We start from the raw sequence: 17,542 nt of genomic DNA, 5'->3' as shown, positions 1-17,542 counted from the left end.
ATGAAACCTATATCTATATTATTTGCACTGCTTTGCAGTACGCAATGTTTGTTCGGGCAACAACTCAGTAAAGAAGACAGTTTATTGATAGATCGTTTTAAAAAAGATTATCATAAAGAAATTACGGTGGCCGCCTATTATGATACGATTGAAGGTCATATACTACCGACATTATGGTCCTTCAATGATTCGCTTTGCTTAGGCGACCTCATACTGGAAAAAAGCAGCTGGACGGATGAGGAAGAGAATAAGATCAGGCATATCAAAACTTTCCGCAAAGGCAATCTTATCCTTGATGAGTATTATTATGATGGCAGTCCGCAGTTAAAAGATGTCACTGAATTTGATGAAAAAGGAAACAAGACAGGGATATACAGAGAATACCTGAAAAACGGAAAGCCAGACCAGACATTTGATTATAATACATTGACGTGGACGGTCTATGATATGCTCAGGCATCCTTACTATAAAGAACAGATGGCGATGAAAGCCAAAGGTGACAGTATTATTATTGAAAGGTATGGCCGCGACTTTTTTACAAAGAACGTGATATTCAATGCCTCACTATCTAAAGTGACTGATAGTAAAAGCTGGAGCTATTGGACGGATAAACTGGAAGAGCCACCTGTAAGCTATATGTTATCTTATAATGTAAAAATCGACGAACAAAATTCCTATAGCCGGATAGGACTCACTTTCAGTCCAGCCGGCGTGTTTGATCCTGAAAATTCTCATGCATTCGAAGCCGGCAATCCGCGCACCGCATTCAAAATGACATTCGCCGGCGTGTTAAAAGAGGCAATCAGACAGGGATTTCCGGAAAGTGATACCTCGAAGGCTGATGGCACCCTGGTTTTTGAAGGGGAAGATGGTTCCAGGCGCTTTCTTTACTACCTGACCATTCCACAAACGGAAGGGATACCCAGCGGTTCGTATGACAGGAAGCCGACTTACAAATATCTTGTCTATGTGTTTAATCCCTGGACAGGGCAGTTTATTGAAAAGAAGAAAATGAAAACGTGGGCGCTGTGGGAGTACATAAAAGATTATCAATGGTTAAGTCCGGATACAGAATAAAAGAGAAGCAGGAATGATACCTGCTTCTCTTTTTTTTCCAACTGTATAGCGTAACTAAGCGAAGGCTGTCATCCGCTTGTTAAAGTTCATCCACCCTGTCACCGAAAATACAAGAGTGACCAACAGCAACGGCAACAATAATCCTCCCCAGCTAACACGTTTCTCTTCAGAGAAATATTCTACTTTGAACATGTCCCAGTCCACGCTCTTCACTTTCGCCTCTTCAAATATCTTCGGATAAAAATACAGCCGCATCCTTTCATGAAATCTGGCAGTACTATCCATAAACTGTAACTGATTGGCCAGCCCGGCGCCGGCCAGGCTATTCAGCTGCTGCTGCGTATGCAGGGTTGGAATGAAATAACCTATATATTCACTGGACTGCTCCCTAAGACGTAACTTCTCCTGTAGCTGCTTCACCTGTACAGCCGCTTCATCATCCCCCATCTGCTGCATGGCATAATACCATAACCAGCTGAATTGTTTATCTGGCAGCGGATACTTACTGAACTGCGGATAGTGCGCGTAAAAACGGTCTACTGTCGGCTGCTTCTCCATGTCCCATTTCTCATGATATCCTTCACGTTGCTGTACGACGGTCGCCATAGATTCCGGTACAGGATAACGGCTGGTAATGAAATTATTGGCGACACCGGGCAATACAACGGTCAGCAATATCCATATACTGAGCAATATCACCGCATTCGTACTGGAAGAACGTTGCAGAGAGATCACCCAGAAACTGATGCCAAACCAGCAAAGCATATAGATAAACGCCAGACAAATAACTGCCAGATACAGCTTGTCCACAGGCAATGATAAAATAAAAGTGGCCAACAGCAGCAGTACGGCAAATACCATCAGTACAGTAATCATACGCACAAAAAGTTTACGGATGAGCACATTGACAGGCCGTTTGCTTTGTGTGGCGACCAATCTCCAGGTACCGTCTTCCTTTTCCTCTGACAACAAACTGTAAGTAAAGGCGATGATCAGTAAAGGCAACAGATAGATCAGCACGAAGCCCATATCCAGATTGCCCGTCAGCACATTGGACGGATTAAAAAGGTCTGTATCATATTTCTGACCTTCCAGGTTACGGATGGTCAGACTTTGTATAGAACTGTTCACATCTCTTTGCCCGATACTCAATGCATTCAGCGGATGCAGTTTATTCACCAGGCTAAAGCGCAGGTAATATAGCAGTAAACCTAATTCCTTATCGAAAAACTGCGCATTTCGCTGTATATGTTCCTGCTGGAAATGTTCCGTCAGCGCAATGGCTTCCTGTTGTTTACGGATATGCTGCTGACCAATAAAGATACCGGTTATCCCTGCCAGCAATACGATCACAATACCCGCCACGGCTATTCTGGAACGCAGAAAGCTTTTTAATAACAATAAAAACATACGTTAAATAGCTTTTAATTTATTCGAAAGGAGCTTTATCAGCAGTAATAGTCCGGCAGTCCAGCAAAGCAATGCCAGGAGGGACCATAATTCATGATACATCACTGTTCCCAGACTGGCACGCTGATAAGCAAAATCAGGAAATTCTTTCCAATGCGCTTTGCTGATACTGGGTGGATGATCATGATCATCCGGCTTCTTATTGCTGATATACTTTATCTGCAGATCGTTCATGTGCTGCGCCAGCGCATAACGGTAAGTCTCCGCCTGTTGCTGAAACCCGGTATAAGATTGAAAATCTGTCCCGCTGACCGCCATGGATAAATTCCGGAGGGCGGTAAAGGGATTGACAATAGCACTCAACCGCAATACATTATTTTGCTGCTGATAGATACCCAGTAGTCCTGCCAGATGCTGATTATAGATGTCTGCACTCAACCGCTCCCCTTCCTTCATCTGAAAACCACCATAGTTGAAAGGCAGTTCATCGACGGACTGTACATGGTAAGCCTTCAGCACAGAATCTTTCAGTGCCTTGTAATAAGGATCATCCGGATTGTGGCTATCTCCTTTTTTGATCAGGTCCTTTTCAACAGCCGCTTCAAAGGCAATTCTGGACGGAGTGTGATAGAGAAAATTACCTATTGCCTGTGCGGTACGCGGGAAAATAACGACAGCGGTCAGCCAGATGCCGATCAATATTACCAGCGAAAACTTCGCGGTCCGGCTCACAGCAGAAATGATCACCGTCAGCAGACAGATAATACTGAAATACAGCGTATAGGTCAGCAATACCGTCCCAATCCGCAATATATCATCGCCATTGATCTGACTGCCGGCTATGCCCAGACAAGCTACCAGCAAAACAACGACAGCAAACAACAGTACAGACACAGCGATCCCCAGTAAGCCAATCGCTTTACCCGTTAATATTTCTTTCCAGGTGGCGCCCTGACTGAGCAGCATCTTTAAGGTGCCATTCTCTCTGTCAGTTGCGATTGCGCCAAATCCGATAAAAAAGATCACCAGTGGCACCAATACCTGTAGTATCATGGACATACTGATCTCTCCGAAGCGGAGCATTCCTGTGCTGAAGCCAGCTTCAGAGAAGTTGGCGCTGTTCTGTCTGTGCGCTTCCAGGAACACAGCATTACCCGTAAAACTTTCCATGCCATAATCGAATACGCTAAGCAGGTGTTTAGGACGGAATACAATGTAACCGTAGTGCGCCATCCTGTGCGGATGTTTATCCGGCATCTTCTCCCAGTTGGTCCTTACCTCATGCTGATAGTGCTGGCGGGTCTGGGTTTGCTCCTGATAAATAAGTGCCCCACTGAAGGCGGCATATATGATAAGCAGCGCGACAATACCCAGCAATACCCGCAATGCTTTATTTTTAAGGGTATTCCAGTATATCTGCGCAGCGAATAATTTCGTTGTACTGATATTCATCATCGATTAGATTGTTTCCAGGTATAACTGCTGTAATTCGTTGGCCGTAATCTCATTGCTGTGTAGCGTATGCACCAATGAACCTTGTTTCATAATGCCGATACGGGCGCCTACATTAACCGCATTGAAAATGTCGTGGGTAGCCATAAAAATGGCTTTACCATCCGCAGCCAGTTCTTTACAGATACGGGTAAATTCATCTGTAGCTTTTGGGTCTAGTCCGGAAGTAGGTTCGTCCATCAGGATTACATCCGCATTCTTTGCCAGCGCAATTGCAATACCTACCTTCTGTCGCATTCCTTTGGAATAGGTGGACAGGGAACGTCTGTGTGCTGTCTCCTGTAACCCGGCTTTAAGCAGAAAGCTGCTAAGTTGTGCTCCCGCATATTTGAATCCGGCCAGACGACTGAAGAAGTCCAGGTTTTCTATCCCATTAAGATTGCCATACAGCTGTACGATCTCGGGGATATAGGCAACAAATTGCCGGGTACTGCTATCATTAGGATGAACTTCGATCCCGTTAATCATGGCCTTGCCGCTGCTTGCGGCCGTAAAGCCAAGGAATAGGTTAATAGTAGTGGTCTTACCGGCGCCATTCTGGCCCAGCAGACAAAAGACTTCGCCTTTATCTACCGATAAATTAAGATTGTTCAAAGCAAGCGTACCATTATACTGCTTGCTAAGCTGTTCAGCGCTTAGCACGGTCATGCGTCATGTAATTTGGAATGATAAAAAAGATAGTGACAGATAAGAATATCCTTATCCGTAATGAATCAGTATTGTAGTATATCAGACTGTCGCCGGCGGGCCACGTAATAGCCGGCATAGAGGATGGGAAGTATAAATTACAGGAGGAAAACAGGTATAGATCGCCGTTACGACCAGCGTAACAGGTAGGTAAGTATAAAGTATCGGGAGCGCCGTGTCCCTCCCCGGTTGAAAATCACATATGTCGCAATGATCAGCCGTAGCGATCATCAGGGCCTGATGATCATTCCGCGAATAGCTTTCGGGCCTTGTATGGTGGTGGAAGATTTTTACCGCATGTATTATCAGTAAGCATACTAATAATACATGCGCTATCCATCTTCTTTGCAATATGTTGCCCGAATTGTCCACGGCGCCAAAGATAAGGGCATTTTATAGAATATGCAACAATATTGCAAATAGATAAAATCCTTATCAATCAAACACCGTTTCTTTATCCGGTTCTCTCAAAAATTCAAACATCAGATCTATCTGTTGTGGCAATATCCTCTCTAACGACAACGGCGGCAGTGTATCCTGCGCAAAATATCCTTTATCCAGGATATCGTGTACTTCATTCCAACTACCATCGATCACTTTACAACGGATAAACAGCTTATAAGCATAATGCAACTGCGGTGGATGCGGATGGCATTTCATATCCATGGCTGCCACCAGTTTAACCGTTTCTACCCGGAGACCAGTTTCTTCAAAGGCTTCTTTTACAGCAACCTCTCTCGGAGAACTGCCTATATCAGCCCAACCACCTGGCAATGACCACAGACCGTCTGCTTTCTCTCTCACCAGCAGGATCTCTTCTTTTTCATTAAAAATGACAACGCGTATATCGACTTTCGGTGTGATATATTCTTTGGTATCTGAGAAGAACAGCGATAATCTGGACACCGGTTCATTCGTGAGTTGTTCCATAATGTCCAGGCTAATGGTCTCCAGTTCTTCATAACGCTCTCTGTCATACTCATTATTGGAATAAGTAAGTCCGAGATGGCTGATGGCCTTTAGTCTTTTGGCATGTTCGAATATCGACTGCATGTGGCGAATAAATTATAAAGATGAATGGTTTCAGCGCAATTGTATACCCAGTTGCTGATAGGGTTGCAACACCGGGTCATCCGGTTGAAGATCGGTTACCAGTGTATGTATGGCCTCGGGCCTGCAGATGGTATAGTTGGAAACGGCATGTAGTTTTTCGGCGGTCGGCACTACGATCAGCTGGTCGGACATAGCACTGATACGGGCCTTTACGGCTACCTCTTCATATACAGGATCGGTCACCCCTGCCTCGTGGTGCAGACTGTGTATACCCAATATGCTGATGTCAGCATGTATGTTATTATACTTATGTAATACATCAAACCCGGTAGTGATCTTTGATTTTTTAGATGCGCGACCACCGGCGAAAATGAGTTCGACATTGGGGTAGTCCAGTATCAGACTGGCAATAGGGAAACTATGCGTGATCACCGTTAACTGTATATTCCGGGGGAGATTACCTGCTATCAGGAATGGTGTGGTGCCGCCATCGAAGACAACCACCTGTCCGTCTTTGATAAGCGCCGCAGCTTTCTGGGCGACGATACGTTTACCGGCATTGCCATAATGCGCTCTTTCCTCATAAGAAACAGGGATCAGGGCCCTCGGCTGCGCCCCACCTTTGATCTTTCTGATCATACCCGCTTCCGCCAGTTCGTTAATATCTCTTCTGATAGTGTCAGAGGAAACGGATAACTCGTTGCTAAGTGATTCATAATCGACTTTATCAAGCAGACGGAGCTTATTAATGATCAGTTGGTGCCGTTCCTCTTTGTTCATATTTGCAAATATAGGATATTTATTTGCATACTAAATGCAAATAAATGCAAAAAACAATCCTATTACTGCAAACTATTGCACTTTATCTGCCCGAAAATCAGAAATCCGGCATCCTGAATAAAGCTTAAAAAATCGGCTGAAATGGGCCGGACTGTCAAACCCCAGCTCATAAGCGATCTCTTTTCCTGACTTGTCAGTGTAGTACAGATAACGTTTTGCCTCAAGGATGATCCGGTTTTGTATCAGCTTTGAAGGAGATGGTTGATGTAACAGCGAAAAGATATTACAAAGGGTTTTCGGGGATTTATTCAGGGCGGCTGCATAAAATTTCACCTCATGTTCTGTTTTATAATTGATCTCCAGTAACAGGGCGAATTTGCGGATGATATCCATCTTTTCATCACTGAATTGCTGATAACTTTCAATTTGCAGCTTGGCCAGACGGGTCGTTTTAATGATCAGACGCTTTAATAAAATACGCAGCATTTCACCACGGAAGTTATCGCTATGCTGCCATTCATCTGCAAAATTTTGCTGCATCTGGGCCATTTCAGCTATTTCTGAATCCTCCAACTGAATGAACATCGGATGCCTGATACCATAGAATAAGAATCCAACGCAACCAACTTCAGCATCATGGTTGACAATACAGTAAAACTCCCGGTTAAACTGCCAGGCAATCAGTTCGTCCGGACGCTCAAAATGAAAATGCTGATTGGATACCAGCGGCAGAATCGCCTTAGCTGGCATCGTGTATTCAATTTCATCTATTGTTACCTGTTGAGCCTCCCCTTTGTTATAAACGAACGTATTTACCGGCTTCGGTAGCGGATTACGCATCCCGGCGCCCCTGAACTGCTCATTACCAATATGCATGACAAATTTTGCCAGCGTTGGTCTTTCTTCAAATTCCTTTATCATGTCTGTTTTTTTCAAACCACGGACCCTGACTGGGTATTACCATCGATCATTACCCAATAATATATGCATTATCGGCTTTTCAGATTAAAATGAAAAGGCGTTTGTAAAAACAAACACCTTTTCCTGCTTTGACTTATTGAATTGTGACTTTTATGATCTCAGGGATCGAAGGTAATGTGGTAAATGCATTGGGGTTAGGCACCTCCTGAATAGCTTTATTTTCTACCAGTGGCGTATCAGCCAGATTGAACTGAGTGATACCCGCACCAGGGAACTGATCTATAGCTGTACCATTGTCATAAAGTCCTATACCTGATGAGAAATCTCCTTTTTTAGTAGCGTCGATCGGTGTTTTTGTAGCGAAGAACCAGTCATTCGAAAATCCGTACATGGTGGCAACGGCGATCTTATCTCCCTCATTTACAGATAATTGCTGAGAAACCTTCGCTCCTGCCTGTCCATTTATGGCGGGTAGCAATATATTTGTATTTGCAGCGGGCAGCACATACACGCTTTTCACCCCTGATAATGTCTTCAGGTACGCTGCCAGTATATTTGCATTACCTTGTTGTGCAAGTTCTTTCAAGCCTTTGCCCCTGTCATTCTCTCCGGTTTTGAATAATGGATTGTCAATACCGTTATATACCACCACCAATACTGGAGACAGTGGGGTGAAGATGCCTGTCTGCCCCTGGATGTAAGTACCCAGAGCAGCATTATTCCCCATTTCCGCAATATTCGTCAGGCCATTGGCAGAAGGCTTGCCATTCTCATATAAAGGATTGGGATTCAGCAAACTTCCTCCGGCAATATAGGAAATAGCCCATACCCCCGGACTGAAAGGAGTCGGATTGGTCGTAGCGCCGGATGTATTTGTTACCGTCAGGGTAAACGTGGAATTGCCTTCATATTTCAGTTCCGCTTTCATCAATGCAGAAGCAGCAGCATACTTATTTCCCTGCGCATCCGTACCAGTCACTTCCATAATATTCTGTCCCGTCGTTTCAGCCGTTCCCGGATGATTGACAGCAGCGCCCGGCGCCTGATTTATACGTGTACCGTTATCCCACAGCTTGATCTGAGCGGAAACATCTCCCTCGATGGGCGTACCTTCTTCCGTATAGAGTTTAATGCCGGGATTCGCCGGCGCAAAAAACAGGTCATTCGACCATCCGTACATCGTGGCAAATGATACGGCCTGACCTTTAGCGGCGGAGAAATGCACTGAGAATGATTCACCTGGCATGGTCAACGGGGAACTACCCTCATGCTGAAAATTGCCTGATTCCACCAGTGGTTTTGCCTGCAGTACATTTTCCACGACAATAGTGGAGGATACTGCGGGTGGCATTGCATTATTGTCGTTGTCTTTATCGCAGGACATTAACAAAAAGGGAATAAGTCCCATTGATAAGCAGAATGTTATGTGTTTGCTGTGCATAGTTTTGATCCGTTTTTAAGTGACAAGACAAAACTAGTACAAGACACAGGCGACAATGATATCTGCATTTCCCGTTGACTTGACGATATTTCCCGGGAACGGGTTTTTAACAGATCATTATCATTGTTGTTGCTGCTCTTTCTGAATTTCCATAGATAGCTCCTGTAACAGGGTACTCATTTAAGCACAGCGACTTATGGTATGCCCTTTGCGGCATTCCGGATATAACGGAACGGTTTTAGGCACAACAATGTATCATAGCTAACTGTTCTTTTCTAAGTCATTACTCCAAATCTTTTAAAGCATCATCTATGGCAAAAGTCGCTATCATCTATTACAGTCAAACAGGTACCACACATCTCCTGGCAAAAGCTATTGAAGAGGGAGCAAAGGCTGCCGGTGCAGAAACCCGTCTCCTGAAAGTTAAGGAAACGGCGCCCGATGAACTTTGGGACAATAACCCGGTATGGAAGCAACACATTGAGGAAACTTCCGGCGTGCAGGAAGCCTCCAATGATGACCTGGAATGGGCAGACGCGATCATTTTCGGTTCTCCCACCCGTTATGGATTACCGGCAGCCCAGATCAAAAGTTTCATTGATCAGACAGGCGCATTATGGGCAAAAGGAGCGCTGACCAATAAAATCGGCTCTTCGTTTACATCTACAGCCACGGCACACGGCGGACAGGAAGCAACCATCCTCGCCCTTAATACAGCCTTCTATCACTGGGGCATGATCATCGTTTCACCCGGTTATGTAGAACCCAGTCAGTTTCAGTCCGGTAACCCTTATGGTACGTCTTTCACTTCCCAGAATGGGAAACTGGACCCGGATGAAATTGCCATCACAGCGGCAAAACTACAAGGCAGGAGGGTCGCAGAGATCACTGCTAAGTTCAAAGGAGCCTGATCTTATTATCTAAAATACCGGGGACCCGCCATGGGTCCCTTTTTTTATGCTGCTTGAATAACTCTGCCGGAAGTACGACTTGCTGCAAAATTTCCTATTTTTAAAAGAAAAATGAAATCAGTATTCCTTTCACTATGCCTGGCCCTCTGCATACCATTTGCCTTGTTTTCCCAGTCAATCAGCAATGAAGTTCCCTTTACACTGTTACCCTCCGGCCATATTCTTGTGAAAGCGAAAGTAGACGGCCTGGATGGTAACTTTATCTTCGATACCGGCGCAGGTATCACCGTATTCACCAAAACATTCTTCGACAAACTGAAACAGGTAACACCGGAAGATGGTGGTTATACCGGCTTCAGGGCAACGGGAGAAAGACTGGACATTGACCTGTTCAGAGTAAAAACATTCGAATTCGGCAACCTGAAAAAGACAGATGAAGAGATCAGTTATGTAGACGCAAATCTGGGAGGTATAGATGGCATCATTTCCCTGAAACTGGTGGAATCACTCCCTTTTACCATTGACTTCGATAAAAAAGTGATCCGTTTTGAATCAGCCCGGACACTGGCCGATATCAGGAAAAAGGCAAAAACAGTACCGGTACAGCTGGAACAATCCCGTGGGAAAGCACTCTCCATCTTCTCCTATTTTAAGATCAACGATACCCTGAACCTCCAGCTGTCCCTGGATAGCGGTGCGGGAAAAGATGTATTCAGACTGAATGCAAAATACCTGAAACAACTGGGCGTAGATATCAATGATTCTCTGCATGTAAAGCAATTTGCAAAGAAAAGCGAGATCGATACCAACCATGTATCACACATCTATCTTACTACTTTAAGCAGTATTGCTTCAGCAAAAGAACCGGCAGTAGGCCGAAAAGACTTCCCTGTACAGTTTCTTGAAGGGCTGATCTATGACGGTATTATCTGGATCAACTGGTTTGGTCAGAAAATCACTTTCGACTTAGATAAAAAAGTATTGTTAGTACAACGTTAAATACAAACTTATTAAGCAAATTTTAAGCTCCCGGATGATTGTCATGATCAACCGGGAGCCTTAAAAATGAACAGGAGATGCTATACTCCTCCTTCTACCCCTAATAAACTCATTATCAATACACTAGCCCCTCATCTCCGGATCAAGTCCACCTTAAGTCCATAATAACTTCATAATCAATGGCCTATAGCCTTATCTACTCCTGCTGTTTTCGCTATTGATTCCCCCGGGAAACGACCTCCTTCAGGCCAGTACAGGCACATTCCACCTAACCTGCTTATCCAGCCCGACAGCAATCATCCATTTGGCCATCTTTCTTAAAAAGGAGGATTTTAAAAATTGATTAAAATTTACCCTCCCCCCTTTTCTCTCTCAAACTTTATCCTAGTTTTGGCTCCCAAATGAGAGTAGCAATAATTTTTGTATACCTGTGCATCATGCTGTTGAAGGGGAATGAAAGTTCCTTTGCACGTGCGTATCAAAACGACGGAAGCTACACTCTTTCCATACAGGATCAGGATCAGCAAGAAGATAACGGCCGCTTCACAACAACAAATGAGGATTGCTCTATAGTCAGGGATACCCGTCCCATTATGGAGGATGAGTACATTATCAGTGAGGAAGTGGAAGACGAAGATCCAAACAACTACTTCAGCCCCAAAGTTAAATTACTGGCTAAAAGCCGCGATTCATACGCATACCAGACAAGTTTAAGGTACCTCCGCAGGTATTTTAAAGCCCCACCATCTTTTTCTGATCGGATATCTTATAAATATCTTACACAGAGAGCTTTAAGAATCTGATTGGCTGCATACCTCAGTTAGCGGAGGTGTATTTACGCATGTCAGTCGGATGTATCATATCCCTACTTCCCCCTACATAGCTGTTCTTACTCCCATCTCCGGCACTGAAGTGTTCAACCCGACCATTACCATTCAAGCATCCTATCGTTTATTATCAATTATCATGAAGAGAATCGTCATGTACACCAGCTTGTGTGCGCTTTTATGGCATACCAGCTGCAAACCACACAAGGAAGAGAAAGAAGAAGTAAGCAAGTACGCTGTTACCAGTCCGATGGTCATGGATACTTCCTTTACCAAGGAATATGTTTCGCAGATCCGTTCTGTGAGAAACATTGAATTGCGTGCACAGGAAAAAGGTTACCTCGAAAACATCTATGTTGACGAAGGTCAGTTCGTAAAAGCCGGACAGACGCTGTTCAGGATCATGCCAAAACTGTATGAGGCAGAATTACTGAAAGCAGAAGCAGAGGCTAAAGCTGCAGAGATCGAACTGCAAAATGCAAAAACACTTGCTGACAAAAACATCGTTTCCAAGAACGAACAGGCAATGGCACAGGCGAAACTCGACCAGGCCAAAGCCGAGATCGCACTTGCAAAGCTGCACCTGTCATTTACTGAGATCAAGGCGCCATTCGCTGGTACAATTGACCGTATCCCTAAAAAACTGGGAAGCCTGATCGATGAAGGAGAACTGCTGACCAGCCTCTCCGACAACAGCGAAATGTTCGCTTATTTCAACGTATCCGAGCCGGAATACCTGGAGTATCAAACCAATGCAAAAAGCCGAGGCGACAACCATGTCAACCTGCTGCTGGCTAACAACCGCGCCCTGCCTTATAAAGGTGAAGTGCAGGTGATCGAGAGTGAGTTTGATAATGAAACAGGCAACATCGCTTTCAGAGCAAAGTTCCCTAATCCGGACAGACTGCTGAAACACGGTGAAACTGGAAAGGTATTGATGACAATGCCATTAAAAGATGCGCTGATCATTCCTCAGAAAGCTACTTACGAGATCCAGGATAAAAAGTACGTGTTCGTAGTTGATAAGAACAACGTGCTGAAATCAAGAAACATTACTATCAGTGGCGAAGTTCCGGACCTGTATGTAGTACAGAGCGGCCTGTCCCAGAATGACAGGATCCTGCTGGAAGGCATTCAGAAAGTAAAAGATGACGACAAGATCAGCTATGAATATCTGGCGCCGCAAGAGGTGATTTCCCACCTGCGATTGAAAGCGGAATAATCTATCATTCCTAATAGCGTAGATCAATGTTTAATAAATTTATACAGAGGCCAGTCCTCTCAATAGTAATATCGCTCATTATCGTGTTCCTGGGTGTGATCTCCATCACCTCGTTACCGGTAACGCAATTCCCGTCCATATCCCCTCCCAAGGTGAATGTGACCTGTGAATACCCGGGTGCGAACGGTGAGCTGATGATCAAATCTGTGATCATTCCGCTGGAAAGAGCCATTAACGGTGTTCCCGGTATGAAATACATGACCTCTGACGCAGGTAACGATGGTGAGGCTACCTTACAGGTTGTATTCAACCTGGGTACCGATCCAAACCAGGCTTCCCTGAACGTACAGAACCGTGTGGCTTCCGTAGTAAACAAACTCCCGCCACTGGTAGTGCGTGAAGGTGTGAAGGTATCCCGTGTGGAATCCAGCATGCTGATGTATGTAAACCTTTACAGTGAAGACCCAAATGCTGACCAGAAATTCCTCTTCAACTTCGCCGACATTAACCTGTTGCCGGAGTTAAGAAGGGTTGACGGTGTGGGTTTTGTGGATATCCTTGGTAACAGGGAATACGCCATGCGTATCTGGCTGAAGCCTGACCGTATGCTGGCTTACAAGATCTCTGCGGACGAAGTGATGAAATCACTGTCTGAACAGAGTCTGGAAGCCTCTCCTGGTAAAACTGGTGAAAGCTCCGGTAGAAGATCCCAGTCTTTTGAATATGTATTGAAATACTCCGGAAGGTTCAACTCTAAAGAGCAGTACGAAAACGTGATCCTCCGCTCTAATCCCAATGGCGAGATCCTTCGCCTGAAAGATGTGGCAGAGATCGAGTTCGGTAGCTCCATGTACGATATCTATTCCAACCTGAATGGTAAACCTTCCGCAGCGATCGTACTGAAACAGTCATATGGTAGTAACGCGAGCCAGGTAATCAAGGACGTTAAAGCAAAACTGAAAGAGATCAAAGGCAACTCCTTCCCGAAAGGAATGAACTACGAGATCAGCTATGACGTATCTAAATTCCTGGATGCCTCTATCGAAAAAGTGATCCACACCCTCGTGGAAGCATTCGTACTGGTAGGTATCGTGGTATTCCTCTTCCTGGGTGACTGGCGTTCGACCCTGATCCCTGCCATGGCGGTACCTGTATCCCTGATCGGTACTTTCGTATTCATGCAGTTCTTTGGTATCACCCTCAACCTGATCACCCTCTTCGCCCTCGTATTGGCGATCGGTGTCGTGGTGGATGATGCCATCGTGGTAATTGAGGCCGTCCATGCCAAAATGGAGGAAGAACACCTCTCGCCACTGAAGGCCACCAAAAAGGCCATGCATGAGATTGCGGGTGCGATCATTGCGATCACCTTCCTGATGTCAGCGGTGTTTGTGCCGGTGGCGTTCATGTCAGGTCCGGTAGGTATCTTCTATCGCCAGTTCTCCATCACAATGGCAACTGCGATCATCCTCTCCGGTGTGGTGGCGTTGACGCTGACGCCTGCACTTTGTGCGATGATCCTGAAAAATAATCATGGCAAAAAGAAAAAGCTTTCTCCTGTAGATAAATTCCTGGCTGCATTTAACAGAGGTTTTGATAAGACACAGGGCCGCTATATGCGTATCCTGAAGTCCATCATCAACAGACGTCTGGTAACATTCGCAATGCTGGCCGGCTTCTGTGCCGCTACATGGTACCTCAACGGACACGTACCTTCCGGTTTCATTCCGAACGAAGACCAGGGTATGTTGTACGGTATCATCCAGACGCCTCCGGGATCGTCTCTGGAAAGAACCAATCAGGTAGCCGAGAAACTGCAGAAAATATGTGAAGAGATCGATGGTGTACAATCCGTATCAGCACTCGCAGGTTATGAGATCCTGACGGAAGGTACCGGTTCCAACTCAGGTACCTGTCTGATCAACCTGAAAAGCTGGGAAGAACGTAAACACTCTGTACAGGAGATCATCGAAGAACTGGAAGAGAAGTGTAAAGACATCACCGGCGCTAATATCGAATTCTTCCAGCCACCAGCCGTACCTGGTTATGGTGCTGCGGGCGGTTTCGAATTACGTCTGCTGGATAAAGGCGGCTCTGGTGACTATAAGAAAATGGAAACTGTCAGCAATGATTTCGTAGCAGAACTGAGCAAACATAAAGAACTGGCTTCCGTATTCAGTTTCTACTCAGCCAGCTTCCCGCAGTACATGCTGAAGATTGACAATGATATCGCCCAGCAGAAAGGCGTGAGCATTGACAATGCCATGAATACCCTCTCTACATTGATAGGTAGTAACTACGAGATCAGCTTCATCAAATTTGACCGTCCGTATAAAGTGATCATTCAGGCTTCTCCGCAATACCGCGCACTGCCTGAAGATATCCTGAAATTGTATGTAAAGAATGACCGTGATGAGATGGTGCCATTCTCTGCATTCATGAAGATGGAAAAAGTATACGGTCTGTCTGAGATCACCCGCTACAACATGTACAACTCTTCCCAGATCAGTGGTTCTGCCGCTCCGGGATACAGTAGTGGTCAGGCGATCCAGGTAATTGACGAAGTAGCGAAGAAAACACTGCCAAGAGGTTTTGGTATCGACTGGGCAGGTATCTCTAAGGATGAGGTGGCGCAGGGTAACCAGGCGATCTACATCTTCCTGATCTGTCTTGGTTTCGTGTACCTGATCCTGGCGGCACAGTATGAGAGCTTTATCCTGCCATTCGCAGTAATCCTCTCCCTGCCGGCTGGTATCTGTGGCGCATTCTTCCTGCTGACCGTATTAGGACTGGAAAACAACATCTACGCACAGGTAGCCATGGTAATGCTGATCGGTCTCTTAGGTAAGAACGCCGTACTGATCGTGGAATTTGCCGTGCAGAAACACCGTTCCGGCTCCACCGTACTGGCGGCAGCTATGGAGGGTTCCAAAGTGAGGTTCCGTCCGATCCTGATGACCTCTTTCGCATTCATCGCGGGTCTGATCCCACTGGTGATCGCTACAGGCCCTGGTAAGATCGGTAACCGTACCATTGGTACAGCTGCTGCAGGCGGTATGTTATTCGGTACCATCTTCGGGGTACTGATCATACCCGGATTATATTACATATTCGGCAAGATTGCGGAAAAACGCATGCTTGTGAAAGAAGAAGAAGAAAATCCATTAACCGAGGAAATCGATCATAATGTATATGTATAAATTCAGGATAAACAGGAGTATCGGTGTGTTGGGAGTGTGTCTGGCAGTAGCCAGTTGCGGAGTGCCGAAAGTAGTGACGCCAACCGAAAACAAATCGGTTCCGGGCGCCTACAACGGAAACCAGGATACCACCAATACTGCTTTGGTACAATGGCGTGAATTTTTTAAAGATAAAGACCTCGTAAACCTGATCGACACAGCGCTGAAAAATAACCAGGAGCTGATGATCACTTTACAGGAAATAGACATTGCCAGAAACGATATCAGGTCGAGAAAGGCACAGTTACTGCCGTCAGTAGGTGTAAGGGCGGGTGCAGGCGTTGAGAAAGTAGGGCGTTATACCAGCCAGGGTGCCGGTGACGCAACTACGGAGATAGAGCCGGGAAAGGAAATGCCTGACCCCCTGCCCGATTTTATGATCGGCGCCTACGCTACCTGGGAAGCAGATATCTGGAGTAAACTGCACAATTCCAAAAAAGCAGCTGTTACCCGTTACCTGGCAACCGTAGAAGGCAGAAACTTCGTACTGACCAACCTGATCGCAGAGATCGCTAATTCTTACTATGAACTCCTGGCGCTGGACAACCAGCTTGAGATCATCAGACAGAATATCGAACTGCAAAAGAACGGGCTGGAAATCGTAAAGGTGCAGAAAGAGGCAAGCAGAGCTACAGAACTGGCAGTGAAGAAATTCGAAGCAGAAGTACTAAAATCTCAGAGCCTGGAGTATGAGGTCCTCCAACAGGTAAAAGAAACGGAAAACAGGATCAACTTCCTGCTGGGTCGCTACCCACAGGAAATCGCAAGGGACAAAGGCAACTTCCTGGATGTACTGCCAGCGATGGTGAATACAGGTATCCCTTCACAGCTCCTGGCCAACCGTCCTGATATCAAACAGGCAGAACTGGAACTGACAGCGGCAAAACTGGATGTGAAAGTAGCCCGCGCTGAGTTCTACCCTTCCCTGGGGATCTCTGCGGGTGTAGGTTTTAATGCCTTCAAACCTTCTTACCTGTTCAAGATGCCGGAATCTTTGCTGTATTCCCTGGCTGGCGACATCGTCGCTCCGCTGATCAACAGAAATGCGATCAAAGCCGAATTCAGCAGCGCCAATGCAAGACAGTTACAGGCATTGTACAACTACGAGCGGACCATCCTGAACGCCTACGTGGAAGTGTCTACGCAGCTCTCCAATATCAATAACCTGGAGAAAAGCTACGACCTGAAATCCAAACAGGTAGACGCACTGACCAGATCCATCGAAGTATCGAACGACCTGTTCAAATCTGCCAGAGCCGATTATTTAGAAGTACTGCTGACACAGCGTGATGCACTGGATTCCAAACTGGAACTGGTGGAAACAAAAAAATCACAGCTGAACGCAGTGGTAAATATCTATAGGAATTTAGGAGGTGGATGGAAATAAACATCCTTCTTTACAAAACGAGAGCCGGTCGGGAATCCTGACCGGCTCTGCTGTTTATATTGGGTTATGACAATCT

General features: G+C 45.6%; 13 protein-coding genes. 6 read left to right on the top strand and 7 right to left on the bottom strand.

The features are described 5' to 3' along the window. A complete protein-coding gene (locus BMZ72_RS00110; RefSeq protein WP_089804040.1) occupies positions 1 to 1,077 on the top strand; it encodes a hypothetical protein in 1,077 nt (358 codons plus the stop codon). A gap of 54 nt (positions 1,078 to 1,131) precedes the next feature. Here the strand turns inward: BMZ72_RS00110 and BMZ72_RS00105 are convergent, their stop codons facing one another. From BMZ72_RS00105 to BMZ72_RS00075, 7 genes are all read right to left on the bottom strand, one after another. Continuing rightward, a complete protein-coding gene (locus BMZ72_RS00105) occupies positions 1,132 to 2,487 on the bottom strand; it encodes an ABC transporter permease (RefSeq protein WP_089804038.1) in 1,356 nt (451 codons plus the stop codon). 3 nt (positions 2,488 to 2,490) lie between these two features. Continuing rightward, a complete protein-coding gene (locus BMZ72_RS00100; protein ID WP_218155186.1) occupies positions 2,491 to 3,942 on the bottom strand; it encodes an ABC transporter permease in 1,452 nt (483 codons plus the stop codon). A gap of 3 nt (positions 3,943 to 3,945) precedes the next feature. Continuing rightward, on the bottom strand, positions 3,946 to 4,647 hold the full coding sequence (locus BMZ72_RS00095) for an ABC transporter ATP-binding protein (protein WP_089804036.1): 702 nt from the start codon (positions 4,645 to 4,647) through the stop codon (positions 3,946 to 3,948). A gap of 474 nt (positions 4,648 to 5,121) precedes the next feature. Then, entirely contained in the window at positions 5,122 to 5,739 is a 618-nt protein-coding gene (locus tag BMZ72_RS00090) for an NUDIX hydrolase (protein ID WP_089804034.1), read from the bottom strand. Between the two features lie 30 nt (positions 5,740 to 5,769). After that, positions 5,770 to 6,519, bottom strand: a complete 750-nt coding sequence (locus tag BMZ72_RS00085; RefSeq protein WP_089804033.1) for a DeoR/GlpR family DNA-binding transcription regulator — start codon at positions 6,517 to 6,519, stop codon at positions 5,770 to 5,772. Between the two features lie 72 nt (positions 6,520 to 6,591). Continuing rightward, positions 6,592 to 7,440 (bottom strand): AraC family transcriptional regulator, encoded by an 849-nt coding sequence (locus BMZ72_RS00080; RefSeq protein ID WP_089804032.1) that lies wholly within the window; start codon positions 7,438 to 7,440, stop codon positions 6,592 to 6,594. Between the two features lie 133 nt (positions 7,441 to 7,573). After that, on the bottom strand, positions 7,574 to 8,824 hold the full coding sequence (locus BMZ72_RS00075) for a spondin domain-containing protein (protein ID WP_255373065.1): 1,251 nt from the start codon (positions 8,822 to 8,824) through the stop codon (positions 7,574 to 7,576). A 368-nt stretch (positions 8,825 to 9,192) separates the two neighbouring features. Between BMZ72_RS00075 and wrbA the strand changes: the two genes are divergently transcribed. From wrbA to BMZ72_RS00045, 5 genes are all read left to right on the top strand, one after another. After that, positions 9,193 to 9,792: an NAD(P)H:quinone oxidoreductase gene (wrbA, locus tag BMZ72_RS00070; protein WP_089804028.1), complete on the top strand. Its 600-nt coding sequence runs from the start codon at positions 9,193 to 9,195 to the stop codon at positions 9,790 to 9,792. Positions 9,793 to 9,903: 111 nt separating this feature from the next. Next, positions 9,904 to 10,791: a retropepsin-like aspartic protease gene (locus BMZ72_RS00065; RefSeq protein WP_089804026.1), complete on the top strand. Its 888-nt coding sequence runs from the start codon at positions 9,904 to 9,906 to the stop codon at positions 10,789 to 10,791. A gap of 966 nt (positions 10,792 to 11,757) precedes the next feature. Next, a complete protein-coding gene (locus BMZ72_RS00055) occupies positions 11,758 to 12,840 on the top strand; it encodes an efflux RND transporter periplasmic adaptor subunit (protein ID WP_089804022.1) in 1,083 nt (360 codons plus the stop codon). Between the two features lie 26 nt (positions 12,841 to 12,866). Further along, positions 12,867 to 16,040 (top strand): efflux RND transporter permease subunit, encoded by a 3,174-nt coding sequence (locus BMZ72_RS00050; RefSeq protein ID WP_089804019.1) that lies wholly within the window; start codon positions 12,867 to 12,869, stop codon positions 16,038 to 16,040. Then, positions 16,027 to 17,466, top strand: a complete 1,440-nt coding sequence (locus BMZ72_RS00045; RefSeq protein ID WP_255373064.1) for a TolC family protein — start codon at positions 16,027 to 16,029, stop codon at positions 17,464 to 17,466. The genes BMZ72_RS00050 and BMZ72_RS00045 overlap by 14 nt, the downstream gene beginning before the upstream one ends. Positions 17,467 to 17,542: the final 76 nt, after the last annotated feature.

It is taken from the genome of Chitinophaga sp. YR627 (assembly GCF_900114995.1).
In the GTDB taxonomy this organism is placed as follows: Bacteria; Bacteroidota; Bacteroidia; order Chitinophagales; family Chitinophagaceae; genus Chitinophaga.
This window is presented reverse-complemented; position numbering and strand designations above follow the sequence as displayed.